The organism is Pedobacter albus, from assembly GCF_036324255.1.
Lineage (GTDB): Bacteria > Bacteroidota > Bacteroidia > Sphingobacteriales > Sphingobacteriaceae > Pedobacter > Pedobacter albus.
Genome location: NZ_JAZDQT010000001.1, coordinates 1,176,422 through 1,197,921, shown reverse-complemented (window position 1 = coordinate 1,197,921; position 21,500 = coordinate 1,176,422). Strand labels below are relative to the sequence as shown.

At 44.3% G+C, this 21,500-nt stretch carries 13 protein-coding genes and 1 tRNA gene; 6 read left to right on the top strand and 8 right to left on the bottom strand.

All coding sequences use genetic code 11. The annotated features are described in order from the left end of the window. Positions 1–24: 24 nt before the first annotated feature. From VRU48_RS05085 to VRU48_RS05075, 3 genes are all read right to left on the bottom strand, one after another. Positions 25–1,155: an efflux RND transporter periplasmic adaptor subunit gene (locus VRU48_RS05085; RefSeq protein WP_330106840.1), complete on the bottom strand. Its 1,131-nt coding sequence runs from the start codon at positions 1,153–1,155 to the stop codon at positions 25–27. A gap of 4 nt (positions 1,156–1,159) precedes the next feature. After that, positions 1,160–5,530: a CusA/CzcA family heavy metal efflux RND transporter gene (locus VRU48_RS05080; protein ID WP_330106839.1), complete on the bottom strand. Its 4,371-nt coding sequence runs from the start codon at positions 5,528–5,530 to the stop codon at positions 1,160–1,162. Between the two features lie 70 nt (positions 5,531–5,600). Continuing rightward, positions 5,601–5,954, bottom strand: a complete 354-nt coding sequence (locus VRU48_RS05075) for a hypothetical protein (RefSeq protein WP_330106838.1) — start codon at positions 5,952–5,954, stop codon at positions 5,601–5,603. 226 nt (positions 5,955–6,180) lie between these two features. Between VRU48_RS05075 and VRU48_RS05070 the strand changes: the two genes are divergently transcribed. From VRU48_RS05070 to VRU48_RS05050, 5 genes are all read left to right on the top strand, one after another. Beyond that, a complete protein-coding gene (locus VRU48_RS05070; protein ID WP_330106837.1) occupies positions 6,181–6,867 on the top strand; it encodes a response regulator transcription factor in 687 nt (228 codons plus the stop codon). Continuing rightward, positions 6,864–8,225, top strand: a complete 1,362-nt coding sequence (locus tag VRU48_RS05065) for an ATP-binding protein (RefSeq protein WP_330106836.1) — start codon at positions 6,864–6,866, stop codon at positions 8,223–8,225. Before VRU48_RS05070 ends, VRU48_RS05065 begins: the two co-directional genes overlap by 4 nt. 976 nt (positions 8,226–9,201) lie before the next feature. Next, entirely contained in the window at positions 9,202–10,470 is a 1,269-nt protein-coding gene (locus VRU48_RS05060; protein ID WP_330106835.1) for a TolC family protein, read from the top strand. 5 nt (positions 10,471–10,475) lie between these two features. Then, positions 10,476–11,555 carry an efflux RND transporter periplasmic adaptor subunit gene (locus tag VRU48_RS05055; RefSeq protein ID WP_330106834.1) on the top strand — a complete coding sequence of 360 codons (1,080 nt, stop codon included), beginning with the start codon at positions 10,476–10,478 and terminating at the stop codon, positions 11,553–11,555. A gap of 12 nt (positions 11,556–11,567) precedes the next feature. Further along, entirely contained in the window at positions 11,568–14,705 is a 3,138-nt protein-coding gene (locus VRU48_RS05050; RefSeq protein ID WP_330106833.1) for an efflux RND transporter permease subunit, read from the top strand. 3 nt (positions 14,706–14,708) lie between these two features. Here VRU48_RS05050 and VRU48_RS05045 read toward each other — a convergent pair whose 3' ends face one another. From VRU48_RS05045 to VRU48_RS05025, 5 genes are all read right to left on the bottom strand, one after another. Continuing rightward, complete coding sequence (locus VRU48_RS05045) at positions 14,709–15,935, bottom strand: MFS transporter (protein ID WP_330106832.1); 1,227 nt, start codon at positions 15,933–15,935, stop codon at positions 14,709–14,711. 114 nt (positions 15,936–16,049) lie between these two features. Beyond that, positions 16,050–18,338, bottom strand: a complete 2,289-nt coding sequence (locus VRU48_RS05040; RefSeq protein WP_330106831.1) for an NADP-dependent malic enzyme — start codon at positions 18,336–18,338, stop codon at positions 16,050–16,052. A gap of 62 nt (positions 18,339–18,400) precedes the next feature. Beyond that, a complete protein-coding gene (locus tag VRU48_RS05035; protein ID WP_330106830.1) occupies positions 18,401–19,072 on the bottom strand; it encodes a FadR/GntR family transcriptional regulator in 672 nt (223 codons plus the stop codon). Positions 19,073–19,204: 132 nt separating this feature from the next. After that, on the bottom strand, positions 19,205–19,543 hold the full coding sequence (locus VRU48_RS05030) for a YciI family protein (protein ID WP_330106829.1): 339 nt from the start codon (positions 19,541–19,543) through the stop codon (positions 19,205–19,207). Positions 19,544–19,603: 60 nt separating this feature from the next. Next, entirely contained in the window at positions 19,604–20,683 is a 1,080-nt protein-coding gene (locus VRU48_RS05025; RefSeq protein ID WP_330106828.1) for a zinc-binding dehydrogenase, read from the bottom strand. 305 nt (positions 20,684–20,988) lie between these two features. Between VRU48_RS05025 and VRU48_RS05020 the strand changes: the two genes are divergently transcribed. Next, positions 20,989–21,062: transfer RNA gene (locus tag VRU48_RS05020), tRNA-Arg, on the top strand. Positions 21,063–21,500 lie beyond the last annotated feature (438 nt).

Here is a 21,500-nt window from a genome sequence, read left to right as displayed (position 1 = left end):
ACTATTTGATCGGGGTTTTTCGTTTTATTCTTCTTCAGCTTTGTTTTTCATAGCCGTAAGTAGGGTATAGGCATTGCTCGTTACCAATTTGCCCGCAATCGGCGTTTTGATTTCGGTATAGCCTTCGGCCGTATAGCCAGTTTGCACCTCTTTGGCAATAAATTTATTGTTGGCTGTTTCAACAAAGACATACTTTTTGCCTTGCCAATCCACAATGGCACCATCGGGTAAGGTGTTGCTCGAATGGCTTTTCAACTTGATTTGCGCATTGACAAAGGTGCCAGGAATCAATTTTTGATGATTTCCACGCAGGTGGCAATGTACTTCAACCGTTCTGTTTTCGTCGAGGTTTTGGGTAATCAGCATCACTTCTGCTTCTAATTTTTCGTTCGGATTGCCAACGGTATTGAACGTTACTTTTTGCCCCTTGGCCAAGTTTTTGGCATCGTTTTCAAAGATGTTCAGCGAAAGGTGGGTTTCAGCTGGATTGATGATTTCGAACAACACATCGGTTGGCCCCACATATTTGCCCGGATTAACATTTACCTTGGCCACAAATCCGTTGATAGGCGAGTAGATGTTAACCGTTCTCGAAATGTTATCTTCGGTAAGTTTGCTGGGCGTTATGCCAATCAATTTCAGCTTTTCGGCTAACGAATTGACCAATATGCGTTGGGTTTCGAAATCGGATTTAGCCTGTTGCAATACCTTTTGGCTGTTCGATTGGGTCGCATTCAGCTCTTTTTGACGGTTATAATCGGCCGTGGCGAAGGCCAGTTTCGATTTGGCTGTAAGATAGTCTTGTTGCATATGGATAAAGGCCACATCTTCTATGGTAGCTAAAACTGTACCTTTTTGCACGGCCGCGCCGTTCACCAAGCGACTGCTTTTGATAAAGCCACCAAGCGGGAAGCTGATGGTATGTAGGTTTTCTGGTGGCAGTTCGATGCTGCCGTTCACGTTTAAGGTCGATTCGACCGGGCGTGTTTCCATTTGGCCAAGAGTTAGGTCTGCATTTTTCCGTTGCGCGTCGCTAAGGGCTATGGTTTCTTCGGTAGGCGTAACGGCTGTTTTTTTAACTTCGGCTGGTGCCGGTTTGCTGCCACAAGAGGCAAAGAACAAACCTGCAAAAATCAGGGCGATTGTATTTTTCATATAATTATTTGATGAGGATGCCGTTAAGGCGTTCAATTTCTATAAATGTTTCGTTTAAGTGGTTGACCAACTGATAGTATTGGCTTTTGATCTCAATGGTTTGGTTAATCAAAATGGTCCAATCTAAATAGTTGATGTCGCCGGCATCGAGCTTGGCACTAGCTGATTTTTCAATTTTGGCGGCATTGGGCAATAACTGCTGATGATAGCTCGTCAAAGTTTCCTGATAAGCCCTTGCTTTGGCCAAGGCCTTTTCCAGTTCGGCATTGTAGTTAAGCTGCAAAGCTTCGAGTTCTTTTTGCTGCTGCTGTACATAAATGCCCATGGCTTTAGCTTTGGCATTTTGCGCACCAAAAAACAAGGGAACGGCAATACCCGCACTAAACGATTGAAAACGATGCGAACGGTTGTAAAAAACTTCCTGACCGCTCGGCGTGTTTTGCCAACCCATAAACGAGGCATTGGCATAGCCCAGGTTAAGCGAAGGCAAGAGCTTGCTTTTTTCGAGCTTTTGGTTCAGCTGGCCCTGCTTTACCATTTCCTGTTGCCATAAAATAACTGGATTTTGGGTGATAGAAGGAGCCAGCAATAAGCGCGAATCGATAGGGTAGATGAGTACGCTGGCATCTAAGGCTATGGTTTCCTCGCGTTGCACCAGCATTTGCATTCTTTTTTGTAGGCTGGTTTGGTCGGCCAGCAATACGTTGAGCTGTGCGGCAATCTGTAGCCTTTGATTGGCAGCCGTGGTTTTTTCAATAATATCGCTTTCGCCCAAACGGTAACGATTTTCGGCCTTTTCTGCAAAACGCGCATAAATGCTATCGGCTTTTAACAGCACTGTCTTTTTCTGATCGAGTACGAGCAGGTTAAAATACAGGTTCTTGATTTCGGTCTGCAAATCGAGCAACTGAATGGCCGTTTGTGCCCGTCCAACGTTAAGCATTGATCGATTTACATCTTTTTGCCTGCTGTAAACGGTTGGAAACTGGAAGCTTTGCGAAACCGAAAACCTGTTGTCGTTAAAGCTGCCGTTTAAATGCCCCGCCTCGTAAGCCAAATCTGTTTTGGGAATGTCTACTGCTGTTGGAATTAAGGCGTTGAGATAGCTTTCGTTCAACCGGGCGGCATTCATGGTTGGGTAATTGGCCGAAGCTTTTTGCAACAACTCGTTAAGGCCAACACGCTCTTGGGCTTTCGCACCGTTGCTCAACAAAAACAGGCCAAACAAAATAGCTATCACTGGCTTTGGTTTAAAATATTTGAAGCCTTTCTCAAAAAGAATATATAAAACCGGCAGTACGAAAAGCGTAAGCAGCGTTGAAATGATCAAACCGCCAATTACTACCGTAGCTAAAGGTTTTTGTACGGCGCCACCGGCTCCGGTGCTGATGGCCATCGGGATAAAGCCCAGCGAAGGTACCAAAGCCGTCATCAATACGGCACGCAACTTGGTTTTGGTGGCGTGTACTACAATCCGTCGCAAATCAGTCCAGCCTTCTTTTTTAAGACGATTAAATTCTGAAACCAACAAAATGCCATTCAACACGGCCACCCCAAATAGTGCGATAAAACCTACGCCAGCCGAAATACTGAAAGGCATATCGCGTATCCAAAGCGCAAAAATGCCACCCATGGCCGAGAGCGGGATGGCTGTATAAATCAACAAGCCCTGTTTTACCGAGTTAAAGGCAAAATACAGCAACAAGAAAATCATGAGCAAGGCTACAGGTACCACAATAGCCAAACGGTCTTTGGCGGCATTCATGTTTTCGAAAGAACCGCCGTAAACCAGGCTATAGCCAGCAGGTAATTTGAGCTGTTTCTCGGCTTTTTGTTGCAATTCGGCCACAATGGTCTGCACATCGCGTCCGGTAACGTTAAAGCCGATAACGATGCGTCTTTTGGTGTTTTCGCGCTGGATTTGATTTACGCCTTCTACTTCTGTAATTTCGGCCACTTCCGAAACAGGGATTTGATAACCGCTTTTGGTCGAAATCATTAAATTTTTGATATCGTCTATGTTCTTTTTGGCCTCCTCGTTCAGCCTCACCACCAAATCAAAACGTTTTTCGCCTTCGTACACCTGTCCGGCACTCTTTCCTGCAAAAGCGGTATTAACCGTATTGTTGATGTCTTCTACATTCAGTCCGTATTTGGCCAAGGCATCGCGGTTAAACTTGATCACGATTTGAGGCATACCCGTAACCGTTTCTTCATAAATGTTGATGGCACCCGGTACGGTTTGGATAATCTCGTTTAAGCGATGCGCATAAACTGAAAGACTGTCCAGGTCTTCGCCAAAGATTTTGCACACCACGTCTTGCCGGGCTCCGGTCATCAGCTCGTTAAAGCGCATCTGTACCGGAAACTGAAAACCAACCGTAATGCCCGGCACGGCCGAGAGCTCTTTGGTCATTTTTTCGGAAAGTTCGGGGAAAGAAGTGGCCGAGGTCCATTCCTTTTTAGGTTTAAGGATGACCATCATATCTCCGGCCTCAAAAGGCATCGGGTCGGTTGGTATTTCGGCACTGCCGATTTTGGTGACCACTTTTTCTACCTCCGGAAACTTTTTCAGCAAAATGCCAGAAGCCTGTTGGGTATATTTAATGGTATTGTTCAGGTTGCTTCCCGTTAATAAGCGGGTTTCAACGGCAAAATCGCCTTCTTCAATCTGCGGGATAAATTCGCCACCCAAGCGTCCTAGCACCATAACAGCAATGGCAAACAAGGCCAAAGTAGCGATGATAATGGTTTTGGGGAACTTCATCAATCGCTTGAGTAAAGGCATGTATCTTCTTTCCAGCCAAATGGTTACCTTATCGGCTAAGGTAGCTTTGTGGTTTAGTTTTTTGTTCAGGAAAAGGGCGTTCATCATCGGTACGTAGGTGATCGACAAGATGAAAGCACCTAAGATGGCAAAGGCAATGGTCAATGCCATGGGCTTAAACATTTTGCCCTCAATGCCTTCTAAGGAAAGAATGGGCAAGTAAACAATGAGGATGATGATTTGACTGAATACCGCCGAATTAATGATGCTACCGGTCGATTTGGAAACTTCTTTGTCCATTTCATCCTGCGAGATGGAACTGAGTTTTCTAAATTGGTGCGAATGCGAGAAACGGTGTAACACGGCTTCTACCACAATCACCGAACCATCAACAATCAGCCCAAAATCGATAGCGCCCAAGCTCATCAAGTTGCCACCCACGCCAAACATATTCATGAGGATGATGGCAAACAGCATGGCCAAGGGAATAACCGATGATACAATGAGGCCTGCACGCAGGTTGCCCAAAAAGAACACCAGCACAAAAACCACGATCAATGCACCTTCTAGCAGGTTGGTTTCTACCGTTTCGATGGCGCTGTTTACCATTTTGGTGCGGTCTAAAAATGGCTCTACCACTACGCCTTCGGGCAGGTCTTTCTGTATTTCGGCAATTTTTTGCTTCACACGTTCCACTACTACCGAACTGTTTTCGCCTTTCAGCATCATCACTACGGCACCAGCCACTTCGCCTTTGTCGTTGTAGGTCATGGCTCCATAGCGAATGGCAGCGCCTAGTTGTACTTTGGCTACATCTCTTACCAACACGGGTAGGCCATTGTTGAGCGTTTTTACTACGATTTTGCCGATATCTTCTAAGTTGGCCGTTAAACCCTCGCTTCTGATGTAGAGTACCGTTGGACCCTTTTCGATGTAGGCGCCACCCGTATTTTGGTTGTTTTTTTCGAGCGTGGCAAAAATATCGGCAATGGTAATGTTGTTGGCTTTGAGGTAGCTTGGGTTAACAGCAATTTCGTACTGTTTAAGCTTGCCCCCAAAGCTCGAAACTTCGGCAACGCCTTTGGTACCCATCAGTTGTCGGCGCACAATCCAATCTTGGATGGTCCGCAACTGCATGGCATCGTATTTATCTTCGTAGCCCGCTTTTGGCCTGACTACATATTGGTAAATTTCGCCCAAGCCGGTACTTACGGGTGCCAATTCTGGCGAGCCGATGCCCGAAGGCAAATCACGCTGCACTTGTTGCAGGCGCTCGGTTACCTGTTGCCTGGCCCAATACAGATCGGTATCGTCGTTAAAAACAATGGTAACCAGCGAGAGGCCAAACCTAGAAAAGCTTCTGATTTGTTTCAGGCCTGGGATATTGCTGCACGATTGTTCTATCGGGAAAGTAATTAATCGTTCAATGTCTGGAGCACCCAAAGAAGGGGATACGGTAAGTACTTGTACCTGGTTGTCGGTAATATCAGGTACAGCATCGATTGGGAGTTTTCTCAATTCGAAAACACCCCATAGCAATAGGGCAAATACGAATAGCCCTATAACCAGCTTGTTCTTTACAGAAAAGCTGATGATTTTGTTCATCATAAAATTAAGTTGTTAAGGCGCGGAAAGCGTCGTTTGCATACGGATAATTAATCGGCTTTTGGCCGAAAGGTTAGCATGCAGCTGGGCGCGGAGGCCTGAACAACGACGAATTGATGTTATCGGGAATGAGGCTGTCGTTAGGCAGAGGATAGTCTTGTGTGTATTTGAACAAGAAACCGGCCGTAATTAGTACCGGTTTAGCAGGGATGCAGAACGAGAGTACAACAGGGTTGGTCATTTTTTTAAAAGGCAACTTCATGTCTTCCTCATCGTCCGAATCATTGTCGTTGCCCCAATAGTGCATGGACAGGAAATCGATAAAAGAAATATCGGGGCTTTGCTGGCAGTGGTAGTGAAAATGATGGAAAAGTGCAGGCGTTTTGAGCAGCTGATGTACCGGCGTGATGTTAAAAGTCACGATCATTATCAGAAAGTATGAATAGAGCCTCTTCACAAGAGCAAAAGTATAAAAAAACCAAAATCCGAAGAAATTTTAAAGCGCGATTGACTTTAAATCAACAGTTTTGTTGCAGAGAGGAGTGGCTAGCTATTCACTATTCGCACTACGCTGTACCATTACTTAATGCCCTCCACGTAAATTTTCCATAAAATCGTGGTTTCGTAAACATAAAATCACAACTTTGCTTTTGATGAACAGAATACTCCTTACCGAAGACGATCAGCGTGTAGCTTCCTTTATTGAAAAAGGACTAAGGGAAAGCCTATATCAGGTTAAAACGGTAGGCAAGGGGCGAGAAGCAATCGACGAAGCCAGCGAAAACAAATATGATGTGATTATTTTGGACATCATGTTGCCCGATATCAGCGGGTTTGAGGTTTGTAGTTTGCTCAGGCAACGCAAAAATACCACGCCGATTATTATCCTCAGCGCCTTAGATACGCCAGAAGAAAAGGTACGCGGATTGGAAAGTGGTGCCGACGACTATTTGGCCAAGCCCTTTCTGTTCGACGAGCTGTTGGCGCGCATCAATGCCCAGCTGAGAAGAACCGAGTTCAACAATGGCATTGTCGATTTTCAGCGCTATGGCGGCGTAGAAGTCAATGTAAAGGAACAAAGTGCCCAGCGCGATGGCCAGGCGCTCAATTTGTCGCCACGCGAATTTAAACTGCTGGTTTTTCTGATGAAGAACCGCGAAAAGGCACTTTCGCGCATTTCTATCGCGCAAGCTGTGTGGGACATTAATTTCGATACCACCTCCAATTCGGTTGATGTGTACATCAACTACCTGCGCAACAAAATAGATAAGGATTTTGAACACCCGCTCATCCATACCATTAAGGGCACTGGTTATATGTTTAAATTGAAAACACCATGACCTTAAGAAATAAGCTCATCATTCTTTCAACCCTGCTTTTTGCCTTTGCCTTGGGACTGGTGTTTTTGGGTACTTTTTTGTTGTTTAAGCAACATACACGTGAGCTTTATTTTAAAAAACTGCTCGAGCGTGCCAATACAGCCGCTTATTTCTATTTTGAAAAAGACGAAGTAAACGATAAGAAATATCGAAGCATCGAGGCGCAGTACAGGCGCATCTATAACGAATCGATCCGTGTATATCATGCTGGCGATAAAAGCTTGTTTATTGACGATAAACTTAGTTTTAAGCTTTCCGCCGAAATGCTCAACAAAATCGTGGCCGAAGGCAATCTGACTTTTAAGCTAGGCGATAAGCAATTGGCAGGCTTGTACTACAAAGACAACCAAGGCAATTTTATCATCGTTGTTTCTGGGATAGACAATGCCGGAAATGTGCAATTAGATGCCTTGAAAAAGATGCTGGTTTTCTTTTACCTGCTCGGTGCGCTCATCCATTTCCTGTTGGCTGGCTTTTTGGCCAAAAGAACGTTCAGGCCTTTTGCTACGCTGATTAAAAAGGTAAATTCAATCACGACAGATAACCTCCACTCTCGTTTGGACGTACCCGATGGCCACAAAGACGAAATCAAAGAACTGATTATTACCTTCAACTATTTTTTGGCGCGTTTAGAAAATGGCGTGCAAACCCAAAAGAATTTCCTGAAAAATGCTTCGCACGAACTGAAAACGCCATTAACAGCCATTATGGGCGATATCGACGTGACCCTGAACCAGCCACGCAGCAACGAAGAATACGAAGCTTTGCTGGCTTCGCTCAAAAACGATACGGTACATCTCAAATCTATTTTAGACAGCCTGCTGATACTCTCAGGCTTAGAAATGTCGGGCGAACAAAAAATGGCCGATGTGCGCGTAGACGAGGTTTTGTGGAGCGTATTGGAGAAAAAAGCCATCGAATACCCACATGCACAGGTTTCGGTCAATGTAGAAATATCGCCTTTGCAAGAACAACTTTTGACCATAAGAGCCAATAGGGAATTGCTTTATATTGCTTTGTCGAATGTATTGGACAATGCCATTAAATTTTCTGATCCTCCCAAGGTAACGGTATTGATTGCTTCGATTAATGGACAGTTACAAGTGGCCATCAGCGATAATGGTCCTGGTATTCCATTAAATGACACGGAAGCGGTCTTTGAGTTGTTTTACCGGAGCGATAGAACCAGGCATATCAAAGGACAAGGCATAGGCTTGTATATTACCAAGCAGATTCTGCAATTGCACTGTATTGAAGCAACATTGGTTTCGCAACCCGAGCAGGGAACATGCGTAAGGTTGGTGTTTCCATTGGTATAGCGTATGGAGTAGTGCGTATAGCGATAAACTTTAAAGAGTACAACAATCTGACTAAGCTTGACCACCTTAGACAGCTAAGATAGGCTAAGGTTGTTATAGCAAAGGTGGGTTTGTCATCCAATCAATTAACAATCTAGCAATTAATACACAGTACATCATTTAAGTTTGACCACCTTAGACGGCTAAGATAGACTAAGGTTGTTATAGCAAAGGTGGGTTTGTCATCCAATCAATTAACAATCTAGCAATTAATACTAAAATACATCATTTAAATTTGACCGTCTTAGACAGCTAAGAATAGGCTAAGGTGGTTATAGCAAAGGTGGGTTTGTCATCCAATCAATTTAACAATCTAGCAATTAATACACAGTACATCATTTAAGTTTGACCACCTTAGACGGCTAAGATAGACTAAGGTTGTTATAGCAAAGGTGAATTTGTCAGCCAATCAATTAACAATCTAGCAATTAACACAAAGTACATCATTTAAGTTTGACCACCTTAGACAGCTAAGATAGGCTAAGGTTGTTATAGCAAAGGTGGGTTTATTAGCCAGTAAGGTTAATGATTTATCCTGAGTAAGGTGTTGGTTGTCAGCTTGTAATTTACAGTTCAGGAATACAACAGTTTAGCAATATAACAATCTGGCAATTACCAAAAAGACATAAAGTACATCATTTAAGTTTGACCACCTTAGACGGCTAAGCTAAGATTGATTGTAGTAAGATTGAAATCAAAAGGTTTCCTTCATAGCGTACAATGAATGATTTATTTCAAGTAAGATGCTAGTTTTCAGTTTGAAATTTAACAATTCAACAGTTTAACAATTCAGCAATTAACTATCCTACTCACTACGCTATACTCAATACGCTGTACGTAATACTCCCGCTTCTAATCATTTTCTAATCTAGCCAAAACCAGTCTCTAATGGTAGGAACCTAATTTTGGACCATTCGCATTTTCCGCGATAAACAAGATGAGAAGAAACTACCTCAAAGTAGCTGTTGTTTTAGCCTTGAGCCTATTTAGTCAGCTTTGCCAGGCACAAGACAGTTTGCGCTTAACCTTGCCCCAAGCCGAAAAGATTTTTTTGCAGCAGAACCTTTCGCTTTTGGCTCAACGCTACAACATCGATATGGCCAAGGCGCAGGTAATCCAAGCCAAGCTTTACAATAACCCCAACATTCAGTTTGAAGGCAATATCTATAATCCTCAACAGCGAAAAGCCTTTAATATAGGCAATCCCTATGGGCAATACACGGTAGAGGTTACGCAGCTCATTACCTTGGCCGGTAAAAGAAACAAGCAGGTTAAAATGGCGCAAACCAATGTACTTTTAGAAGAAAGCCGTTTTTTCGACCTGTTGCGTACGCTACAATTTACCTTGCGCAGCAATTTTTACCAGCTTTACTTTTTGCAGCAATCTATTAATGGCTATGCCTTGCAGGTTTCATACCTCGAAAAGCTGAATACGGCCCACCAAGAATTGTTGGCCAAAGGAGTGGTGACCTTAAAAGATGCCGTACGCATCAAGTCGTTGCTGTATACCTTAAAAGCCGAACAAACCTCCTTGCAAAACCAGGTGAACGAAATCAATGCAGAACTCCAGTTGCTTCTGCAAAACAAAGCTCCCCTGATACCTGTGGTTAATCAACTCGATGTAGCCAGCGAACTGAAACGCTATTCTTTGGCCAGTTTGTTAGACACTGCCACCGCCAGTCGCTACGATTTGAAGGAAGCCCAACAAAGCCTGGTTTACAGTCAGCAAAACTATGCCCTGCAAAAAGCCATGGCTGTTCCAGATGTCACTTTGGGTGCGCAGTTCGATAAGAGGGGAAGTTTTGTCGACAATGCCACTTTTTTTACGGTAGGTATCGATCTGCCGTTCTTTAACCGCAACCAAGGCAATATCAAATCGGCCAAGGTGAATATCGACCAGTCTAAGGTAGTCTTGCAACTGCAAAACGAAACCTTGCGCAAAGAAGTACAATCGGCTTACCTCAAGGCCATCAATACCAACCAAATGATCCAGTCTTTTGATCCGGGATTTGTACAGGAGCTTCAAAAACTGCTTGTTTCTGTTACCAATGGCTTTCAGCGCAAAGATCTGAGCCTATTGGAGTTTACCGATTTCTACGAAAGCTATAAAGATAACCTCGTACAGTTTTACCAATTGCAAAACGAACAGATGCAGGCCGTTGAAACCTTGCAATTCGCCGTAGGCAAAACCATTTTCAATTATTGATACCCATGAAGAAATCTCCATTATATGTGATGGCACTACTTGCAACCAGCTTTTTTGCAGCCTGTGCCGACAAACCTACCGAAGTACCTAAATCGGACGAGTTATTGCCCGATAGTTTGATCAAAAACGTGCAAACCGTACCTGTAAAGCTCGAAGACGAAAACGGTGTCATTAAGCTCAACGGTAAGGTTCAGGCCAACGAAGCCCGTCAAGCCAAGGTGTTTGCCTTGGTTAGTGGCAAGGTGCAGTCGCTAAAAGTAGAATTGGGCGATTTTGTGCACAAGGGACAAGTTCTCGCCTTGCTAAACAGTACCGAAGTGGCAGGCATTGCAAACGATCTGGCTAATGCCGAAGCGAATGTAACGCTGGCCGAAAAAACACTGGCCACTACCAAATCGCTATACGAAGGCAATTTGGCTACCGAGCAAGATTACCTCAGTGCCAAGGTAAATTACAATAAATCGGTTGCCGATTTGCAAAAAGCCAAGCAAGTAGCTTCTATTTCGGGCGGAAACCAAGCGCAGTATCTCATTAAGGCACCAATTAGCGGTTATGTAATCGAAAAAAACATCACCAACAACTCGGCCATTCGCCCCGATAACAATGCCGATCTTTTTGTTATTGCCGACCTGTCTGATGTATGGATCATGGCCAATGTGTATGAAGCCGATATGAACAGCGTGCATTTGGGCGACGAAGTCAAAGTAAGCACGTTGGCCAATCCCGAAAAAAGCTATACCGGTAAAATAGACAAAATCTACAATGTACTCGATGCCAGCACCCGAACTATGAAAGTGCGCATCAGCATGAACAACGCCAACAACGAATTTAAGCCAGAAATGTTCGCCAAGGTAAAAGTAGACCGTAAGGTAACCCAAAAGGCATTGGCCATTCCGGCACAGGCCATGGTGATGGACAACGGCAAAAACTATGTGGTTGTGAAAAAGAACAACAAGCTAAGCGTACAAGCTATTCAGGTGATGAGCCGCTTTGAAGACAAAGCTTATGTTACCGGCCTTGCCCTTGGCGATGAAGTGGTAACCAGTTCGCAATTATTCTTGTATCAGGCATTGACCAACAATTAACACCAAAAGCGCATGTCTAAAATCATCAAAAATATCATTGCCTTTTCGCTTAAGAATAAGTTTTTCATCTTTTTGGCTACTTTGGTGCTGATTATTTGGGGGGCATTGGCCTTTAAAAATATCCCGATAGAAGCCTTTCCCGATGTAACCAACACGCAAATCACTGTTATTACGCAATGGCCGGGCCGAAGCGCCGAAGAGGTAGAGAAATTCGTTTCAATGCCGATAGAAGTGGCGCTTAATCCCGTGCAAAAGAAAACTTCGGTCAGGTCGACCACGGTATTTGGGCTCTCGGTGGTTAAAGTTGTTTTCGACGATGGTGTTGACGATGCCTTCGCTCGCCAGCAAGTAAACAACCTCTTGCGCGATGTGGCGCTACCCGAAGGCGCCGATCCCGATGTACAGCCACCAACCGGACCAACCGGCGAGATTTTTCGCTATACCTTAACCAGCCATTCTAAAACCGTAAAAGAGCTCAAAACCCTGCAAGATTGGGTGATAGAACGTCAATTGTTGGGCGTGCCTGGCGTAGGCGATATCGTGAGCTTTGGGGGCGAAGTAAAAACCTTCGAAATCAAGGTTAACCCAGAAAAACTCGCTTCTTACAATATTAGTCCCCTAGATGTTTATGAGGCGGCTTCTAAAAGCAATATCAACGTGGGGGGTGATGTTATTGTCGACAACGCCCAAGCTTATGTAGTGCGTGGCATCGGCTTGCTGCAAAACGAAGAAGAAATCCGCAACATTATTGTAACCAACATCGATGGAACTCCCATTTTGGTGAAAGACGTGGCCTCGGTAGAAATATCAAGTTTGCCTAGGTTGGGCCAAGTAGGTCGCGACCAGCTTAATGATGTGGTCGAAGGCATCGTCGTGATGCGCAAGGGCGAGAATCCGAGCGAGGTGATCCGTAAGGTTCAGGAAAAAATAGAATACCTGAATGAAAAGGTGCTGCCCGAAGATGTAAAGATCAATACTTTTTATAACCGCAACGACCTGATCAGCTTTGCTACCCATACGGTGCTGCACAACATGCTGGAGGGCATTATTTTCGTAACGGTTATTGTTTTTCTGTTTATGGCCGATTGGCGGACCACTTTTATTGTGGCCATTATTATTCCGCTGGCCTTGTTGTTTGCCTTTGTTTGTTTAACCCTAAAGGGCATGAGCGCGAACCTGCTGTCTATGGGTGCCATCGATTTTGGTATCATTATAGATGGGGCGGTGGTAATGGTAGAGGGTATTTTTGTGGTGCTCGATCAAAAGGCACACAAAGTAGGGATGCCTCGTTTCAACCAGTTATCGAAGTTAGGTGCGATAAAAAACACTGGTGGAGAGTTGGGAAAAGCTATTTTCTTTTCTAAACTCATTATCATCGCCGCGCTATTGCCAATTTTTGCCTTTCAAAAAGTAGAAGGCAAAATGTTCTCGCCTTTGGCCTGGACATTGGGTTTTGCCTTGCTGGGCGCCTTGGTGCTTACCTTAACCTTGGTACCTTTGTTAAGCAGTTTGCTGTTGCGCAAAAACGTAAAAGAAAAGCATAACCGCTTTGTAGAGGGCTTAACCAAAGGGGTGATGAGGCTTTTCTCCTGGTCGTACCGCAACAAAAGAATTGCCCTGATTTCGGCGATGGTAGTGGTGGCAACTGGATTGTTTTCTTTCAAGTTTCTCGGTACCGAATTTTTGCCCGAATTGGATGAAGGCGCCATTTACATCAGGGCAACCTGCCCATTGAGCATTTCGCTCGACCAATCGAAAGACATTGCCAACCAGATGCGGAAAATCATTCGCAAATTTCCGGAAGTCAGACAGGTGATGTCGCAAACCGGCAGACCCAATGATGGTACCGATGCTACTGGATTTTACAACATCGAATTTCATGTAGACATCTATCCGAAAAAAGAGTGGAAGAGCAAAATCAGCAAAGAACAGCTTATTGATCAGATGCAAAAGGAATTGGAAAGATTTCCGGGCATCGACCTCAATTTTTCGCAACCCATTATGGATAATGTGGAAGAGGCCGTGTCGGGTGTAAAAGGTTCTTTGGTGGTGAAGATTTATGGCGATAGTCTAGCTATTACCGAGAAAAAAGCCAATGAAGTATTTGCTGTGATGAAAAACGTGCCCGGAGTAGAAGACTTGGGCGTGATCAGAAACATGGGGCAACCCGAACTCCGTATCGACCTAGATGCCTCTAAAATGGCTTTGTATGGCGTAACTACTGCCGATGCCAATGCCATTATTGAGATGGCTATAGGAGGCAAGGCCATTTCGCAGATTTACGAAGGCGAAAAGAAATTCCAGCTGCGCCTGCGTTACGAAGAAGCCTACCGGAGCAATGCCGAAGCCATTGGCAACCTGATGGTACCGACGATAAGAGGTTCGCAGGTGCCGATTAAAAATATTGCCAGCATCCAGCGCCTAACGGGACCAAGCTTGATATTTCGGGATGATAACCGTCGCTACAGTGCCGTGAAGTTCTCGGTTCGCGGTCGCGATATGGGCAGTACCATCGGCGAGGCCCAAAACAAGGTAAACGAAGCCGTAAAACTGGGCAAAGGCTACGAAATGGAATGGGCCGGCGATTTTGAAAACCAGCAACGTGCCACCAAACGCCTGCAAGAGGTGGTTCCGGTTAGCTTGTTGGTTATCTTTTTGATCCTGTTTATGATGTTCGGCAATGCCAAAGATGCGGGTATTGTATTACTCAACGTACCGTTCGCCATCATTGGCGGTATTGCGGCCTTGTTGTTTACCGGTACCAATTTCAGTATTTCGGCTGGCATAGGCTTTATCGCGCTGTTTGGTATCTGTATACAGAACGGTGTGATCCTGATTTCGGTTTTTAAAAGCAACGTACAAAAGCTGCGGTTGAGCGAATTAAATAGCCTCACCCTCGAACAAGCCATCAAAGACGGCGTACGTTCGAGAGTAAGACCAGTAATCATGACGGCCCTGATGGCTGCTATTGGCCTGATGCCTGCGGCACTGTCAACCGGTATTGGATCGGAAACTTCCAAACCTTTGGCCATTGTGGTTATTGGCGGACTGATTACCGCTACCATATTAACCCTGTTGGTGTTTCCGTTGTTCTTTTTCCTTTCGTACCGCAAAACAACCAGAAAAGCCGAGCGCCTGAGCGCTGGCTAAAAGTTACTTTTTGCGTTCTATATTAGGTAAAAAGCCGGTGATAATGCCTATTAATGGCAAAAATGCACAGACTTTGTACACATATTCGATGCTGGTTTGGTCGGCCAATTTGCCTAGCAAGGCCGACCCCAAGCCACCCATGCCAAAAGCAAGGCCAAAGAAAAGCCCGGCAATCATGCCTACTTTCCCTGGAACGAGTTCGGTGGCATAAACCAATATGGCAGAAAATGCCGACGAAAGGATCAAGCCGATAATGACAGAAAGAACACCCGTCCAGAACAGACCTACATAAGGCAATAGCAAGGTAAAAGGCGCTACGCCCAAAATAGAAATCCAGATGATGTATTTACGGCCAAAACGGTCGCCAAGCGGACCGCCAAACAAGGTTCCTGCCGCCACGGCTGCCAAAAAGGCAAAAAGGTAAATCTGCGACTGTTGGATGCTCAAATGGAACTTGCCCATCAAGTAAAAAGTATAGTAGCTCGTCATGCTGGCCATGTAAAAGTATTTGGAGAAAACCAGCACCAATAAAATAAACAAAGAGAAAATCACTTTTTTCTTCGAGAATTTGCTCACTATTTCGTCAGAGAAATGAGCTTTTTTAGCAGCACGGTTAACCAAATGGGCTTTGTACCATTTAGAAACCACCGAAAGCACCATCATACCCACAATGGCTACCAGCGAAAACCAGATGATGTTAAATTGGCCATAGGGAACCACAATAATGGCTGCTAGTAATGGACCTAAGGCACTGCCGGCATTACCGCCCAATTGAAAAATGGATTGGGCCAAGCCTTTTTTGCCACCCGAAGCCAAATGCGCCACCCTCGATGATTCGGGATGGAAAATAGACGAACCGATGCCAATTAAGCTCACGGCCAAAAGCACATGTATAAAACTCGAGGCAAACGACACGGCAACCAAGCCGATTAACGTAAAACCCATGCCTACCACCAGCGAATAAGGACGCGGGTTGCGATCGGTATACAAACCCACAAAAGGCTGCAACAAAGATGCGGTGAGTTGGTAGGTGAGGGTAATGAGGCCGACCTGGGCAAACGTTAAATGAAACTCGTCTTTTAAAATAGGATATACCGCTGGCACCACTGCCTGCAGCATGTCGTTAATCAGGTGGGTAAGACTAACCGTAAATAGAATAGAAAAAATAGTTTGTTGTGCCAATGCTTTGGCGTCAACGGAATTGGGATTTTGAGGGATTTTAGTTTCCATAAGTACGAAGGGTAATTGAGTTAAAAATATACATCATATCATCTGATGATTTGAAATAAAAAATATTGATTGAGTAAATATTGGCCTCTCCAATAAGGAAAGGCCAATATGGTTTTATTTTTTGGTAGTTACAGGTTTAGTTTTGGCCTGTGCATCAACCACGGCAATAGTTACCATGTTTACGATTTCGCGTACCGAACTGCCTAGCTGTACAATGTGTACCGGTTTATTCAAGCCCAACAAAATTGGTCCAACCGCTTCGGCTTCGCCCAGTTCCTGTAATAGTTTGTAAGCCATATTACCTGATTCTAAAGTAGGGAAGATCAGCGTATTGGCTGGTGCATCGCTCAAGGCGCTAAAAGGAAAATTTTCTTTCAGCATTTCGTTGTTCATGGCAAAGTTGGCCTGCATTTCGCCATCGGCCACTACATCGGGATGGTTTTTGTGCAACAAACGTACGGCCTGCCTTACTTTTTCTGGGATTTCGCCGGTGTTGGAACCGAAGTTTGAATAAGATAGCAAAGCGATTCTTGGTTTCACGTTAAACTGCTTCACCGATTTGTTCACCAATAAGGTAATATCTACCAATTCTTCAGGTGTTGGATCAACGTTTACAGTCGTGTCGCCGAAAAATACCGGACCTTTTTTGGTGATCATCATGTACATGCCCGCCACGCGCTTCACGCCAGGTTCAACGCCAATTACCTGCAGAGCCGGCTTGACGGTAGTTGCATAGTTTTTGGTCAATCCCGAAATCATGGCATCGGCTTCGCCAAATTCAACCATGGATGCACCAAAATAGTTCCTGTCGCGCATCAATTTGTTTGCTTCGAACAAGGTTACGCCCCTGCGTTGTCTTTTTTGGTACAAGGCCTCGGCATATTTCTTAATTCTTTCCTGTTCTAAAACGGGTTCTATAATTTCAACGCCTTCCAAATCGAGCACATTTTCGTAAATGATACGCTGTATGGCTTCCTTGTTTCCCAGTAGGATAGGGATGGCAATTTTTTCTTCCTTAACAATTTGGGCGGCCTTTAAGATTTTGTAATTATCGGCCTCGGCAAACACCACCTTTTTCGGGTTGGCCTTGGCATTGGTCGTCACTTGGCGCATAATGGTATCGTCAATGCCCAATCTCTTTTTCAGCTCATCCTCGTATTTGCTCCAATCGGCAATCGCCTTTCTGGCTACGCCACTTTCGATAGCTGCTTTAGCCACCGCCATCGAAACTTCAGTAATCAGCCTCGAATCAACTGGTTTCGGAATGATGTATTCCTTGCCAAATTTAAAGTTACGGGCATTGTAAGCCTGACTTACCGCATCGGGAACCGATTTTTTGGCCAAATTGGCAATGGCACGCACGGCCGCAATCTTCATTTCTTCGTTGATGCTGGTGGCACGAACGTCTAAAGCACCCCTAAAAATATATGGGAAACCCAACACGTTGTTTACCTGGTTCGGATAATCCGACCTTCCGGTAGCCATAATAATGTCTTTGCGGGTTTTAACGGCCAAATCATAAGCAATTTCTGGATTTGGATTGGCCATGGCGAATACAATCGGGTTTTTGGCCATGCCCATCAACATTTCGGGTTTGATGACGTCGCCTGCCGAAAGACCGATCAGTACATCGGCACCTTTTAAGGCATCGGTAATGTTGTTGATGTCTTTGCGACTGGTGGCAAACTCCATCCTGATTTCGTCGAGGTCGGTTCTTGAAGTGGTAATCAAGCCGTTGATGTCGAACATGACCAAATTTTTCGGCGTAACACCTAGCGAAAGGTACATTTTGGCGCAAGACACGGCGGCAGCGCCGGCACCACTTACCACAACCTTGATGTCTTTCAGCTTTTTCTTCTGCAACTCGCAGGCATTGAGCAAGGCTGCCCCCGAAATAATGGCCGTACCGTGTTGGTCGTCGTGCATTACAGGGATGTTCAGTTCGGCTTTGAGCCTGCGCTCTATTTCAAAACACTCTGGGGCCTTGATGTCTTCGAGGTTGATGCCGCCAAAAGTAGGTTCCACACCTTTCACCATTTTGATAAAATCTTCTACCGAATCGGCATTGAGCTCCAAATCGAATACATCAATATCGGCGAAAATCTTAAAAAGCAATCCCTTGCCCTCCATTACCGGCTTACTGGCCAACGCGCCGATATTGCCCAAGCCCAAAACTGCCGTACCATTGCTAATTACAGCCACCAAATTGCCTTTGGCTGTGTAGTTATAGGCTTTGTCGGCATCTGCTGCGATTTCCAAACAAGGCTCTGCCACGCCCGGCGAATAAGCCAATGTCAAATCTCTTTGAGAGGAGTGGGGTTTGGTTGGAACAACTTCTATTTTGCCCGGACGGCCTTGCGAGTGGTAGTCGAGTGCGTCTTGCTTTTTATTTTGCGTATTCATTTGTTGCATTTGATGAACACATTTGCGAATTTTCAAAGGCTTCGCAAGTGTGTTTGTTTAAATTAAAAAATATGGTTAAGTATCCTCGTGGCCGTATTCCATGCCGCCTTCGGATCTTTTGCTATAATATTGTTCAGTAATTGCTGGTGTAAAAGGTAGCTGTCTTGAAAAGTTCGGGTGTCTTGGTAAATTTCATGAAACCAGTTTTTGAGGTGTGCCGATGCAGTTTTGTAGATATCCGCCAGCACCTCGTTTTTAGAAGCATTGGCAATGGCCAAATGGAATTGGATATCAGCCTCTATACATTCTTCTAATTGGCCCTCGTCGGCAGTTTTTTTGCGCATTTCGAGGTAGGATTGTATCTTTTCAATATCCTCTTCAGAACGGTTAAGCGCTGCTTTTTCGGCAATTTTGATTTCGATCAGTTGCCTCACTTCGTCGAGTTCAACCTTGTCGGCACGTTTAAGCCTTTGGTCCATCGGTTCTTGGGCAGATACCGTGCGCTCTACAAAAGTACCCAAGCCCTGCTGTACGCGTAACAAGCCCGAATTGACTAATAGTTTGATGGCTTCCCGAATGGTAGAGCGGCCAACACCAAACATTTTCATTAATTCTGGTTCAATCGGAAGTTTTTCGTTTACTTTGAAAATTCCTAGCGACAACTGCTTGCGCAGGCCATCGGCCACTTCATCGGCAAGCGATTTTCTATTGATTAAAACTGTTGTATTCGTCATATCATCAGATGATGCAAAGGTAGGCGAATTTTTAACTAAACCTTGTAATTTTTGTTTTTATTTATGAAGGTGGACTGATTTCGATGGTTACGAAATGTTTTTTGTTGCTAGTAAGGCAGGAAACCAAGCCGTTTAGTTTTGTATTTCGCGTACTTCGGCATAACCACCAAATTCGAAGATGGGGCAGGAGCTGGTGATTTCAGTAGCCTGATCTAGGTCATCAGCTTGCAATAATAAAAAGCCACCTACAATTTCTGTTCCTACGCGATGGATCTGGTCGGTGATTTCACGGTCTGCGCCATGGATGAGTTTTCCGTTCAGGCTAAGGCCACTGCCACCTTGGAGGTTTCCTGTTTTTCCCCACTTTTCAAACCAGTTTTTCCAGTTTTGCTGGTGCTGACTTATTTCTTCCTCGGTATGAGGCAACGTTCTGCCATCTGGTTCCCTAAAAATAACGATGAAATTTGGCATGATTAGATTGTTTGATTAAAGCTAGCAAATTCAAACGAAAAATAGGGTGAATGAGGCGTCTTAAGCTTCGCTGATACGAATGCCCACCCTTAGCGGTTTGTGCTCCAGGGCGTACTGAAAGGCTTCCTGTGTTTGATCCAGGGGAAATTCTTTAGCTACAACAGTATCGAATGGAAAGCGATGGTGGTTGTCTGTTATAAAGTTTAAGGCATATTGCAGGTCGTCGAAATTGTAATTGTGCAGGCCTTTGATGGTAATTAGCTTGCGGATCACCTGTTCGGCATCGATGGCTATGGGTCTGGTTTTGAAAACAGCGCCAGCCCACACGGCTGTTCCTCCAATGGTTAGGCTTGCTATGCCCAATTCAATGGCATCGGGTTGGCCACTCATGTCGAATACCACGTCAATTTGATGCTCGAGCAAGTTAGCCAATAGCTGAGGTTCGTTTGAAGAATAGCGGAAATTGGCACCAAATGCTTCGGCTTGTGCCAAACGCTTGGTGTCAATATCAACTGCAACGATTTTTTTGGCGCCGAGGGTTTTGCATAACGCTGCCGTTACGTTGCCCAATAATCTCAAGCCTGTAATCAGTACGTTTTTTTCGGATAAATTGCCTGCCAGTCTGATGGCGCCGGCAACGGTTGCTATGGCGCAGTTAAGAGTAGCGGCTATGGGCAACGGAATGCTTTCGGGGATTTTTAAAAGGCAGGTATGTGCTTTTAGGATGCAATAATCGCCTAAACCTCCATGAAAAGCATCGTTTGTGGTGACCTGCGCATGGCCATACTTGAATAAATTATCGGCTTTTTGGGGCATACCCTTAGCCAACCATGCTGTTTGTGGCGATGAGCAGAATACGGCCCAGGTTACCAAATCGCCTACAGCTAACGACTTGCCGGCATAATCTGTTTGCGGATGGTCTTGGTGCAGGGCCACTATCCGACCTACGATTTCATGGCCTAAAACGGTAGGGGTTTGTTCTTTGCGCAAGTCGCAAAAAGTATGCAGGTCGCTGCCACAGATGGTGGTGTAGCGATTTTTAACGAGTACTTCGCCTGGTTTAAGTTCTGGTAAAGTGTGTTTTTGCTTTTGCAGGGGCAAGCCAGCATCTTCAAATACAATAATGTTTCCTTCGGTCATGTAGGGTATTTAATAATACATAAATACTAAACAAAAGTTTACTTATACTTAATTTTAAGTTAAAAAATTGTGAAGTGGCCAGTGCAAGAAATCAAAAGTTACGATTATAACCGACGATGTTTGACAATTACTGTGTTCTTCCTAAAGCGAAAGAGCTCGCAAAATAGGTGATGTGCATCAGTCAGCTCATAGATTAAAACATTGACTGTTAAAAACTTAATGGCTTGATAGGTGAAATGAAAATTTATATTGTTCTTTTTGTTTGGAAAGCCTATCTTTGCAGCATCAGCCTACAAAGCTGAGAGGCCTCCATAGCTCAGCTGGATAGAGCACCGGTTTTCTAAACCGTAGGTCACAGGTTCGAATCCTGTTGGGGGTACGGAAATCAAAATTTATAAAAGCCTAATAATCAAATTATTAGGCTTTTTTATTTAAGTTATTGATTTTTATGGGCGTTCAAATCCGGTCTGACTATCTCTTAAACATACCTTTTTCATTTCTTCAATTTCAGCTTTTTCTTCGTTATCCATTTCTTTACTGAATAATATCAGCCATAATCCTTTCGATCAATGTTAATAATTGATCTTTTCGGAAATGGTTTGATTCTCATTTTTGAAATGATTTATCTTTCTCTTAGCTTTTCTTTTAGAGTTTTTCATTGCTATCATAGTTAATAAATAGCTGAAATGAAGTTGTCTTCACATATTATCTAAATGTTTAATAGCTATTAAATGACTCATAGATTTTAGCCAATATGAAAGATTAGTAAAGATGATTGATTTTTATAGAATTGATGCAAATGCGCTAAGTTAATTTC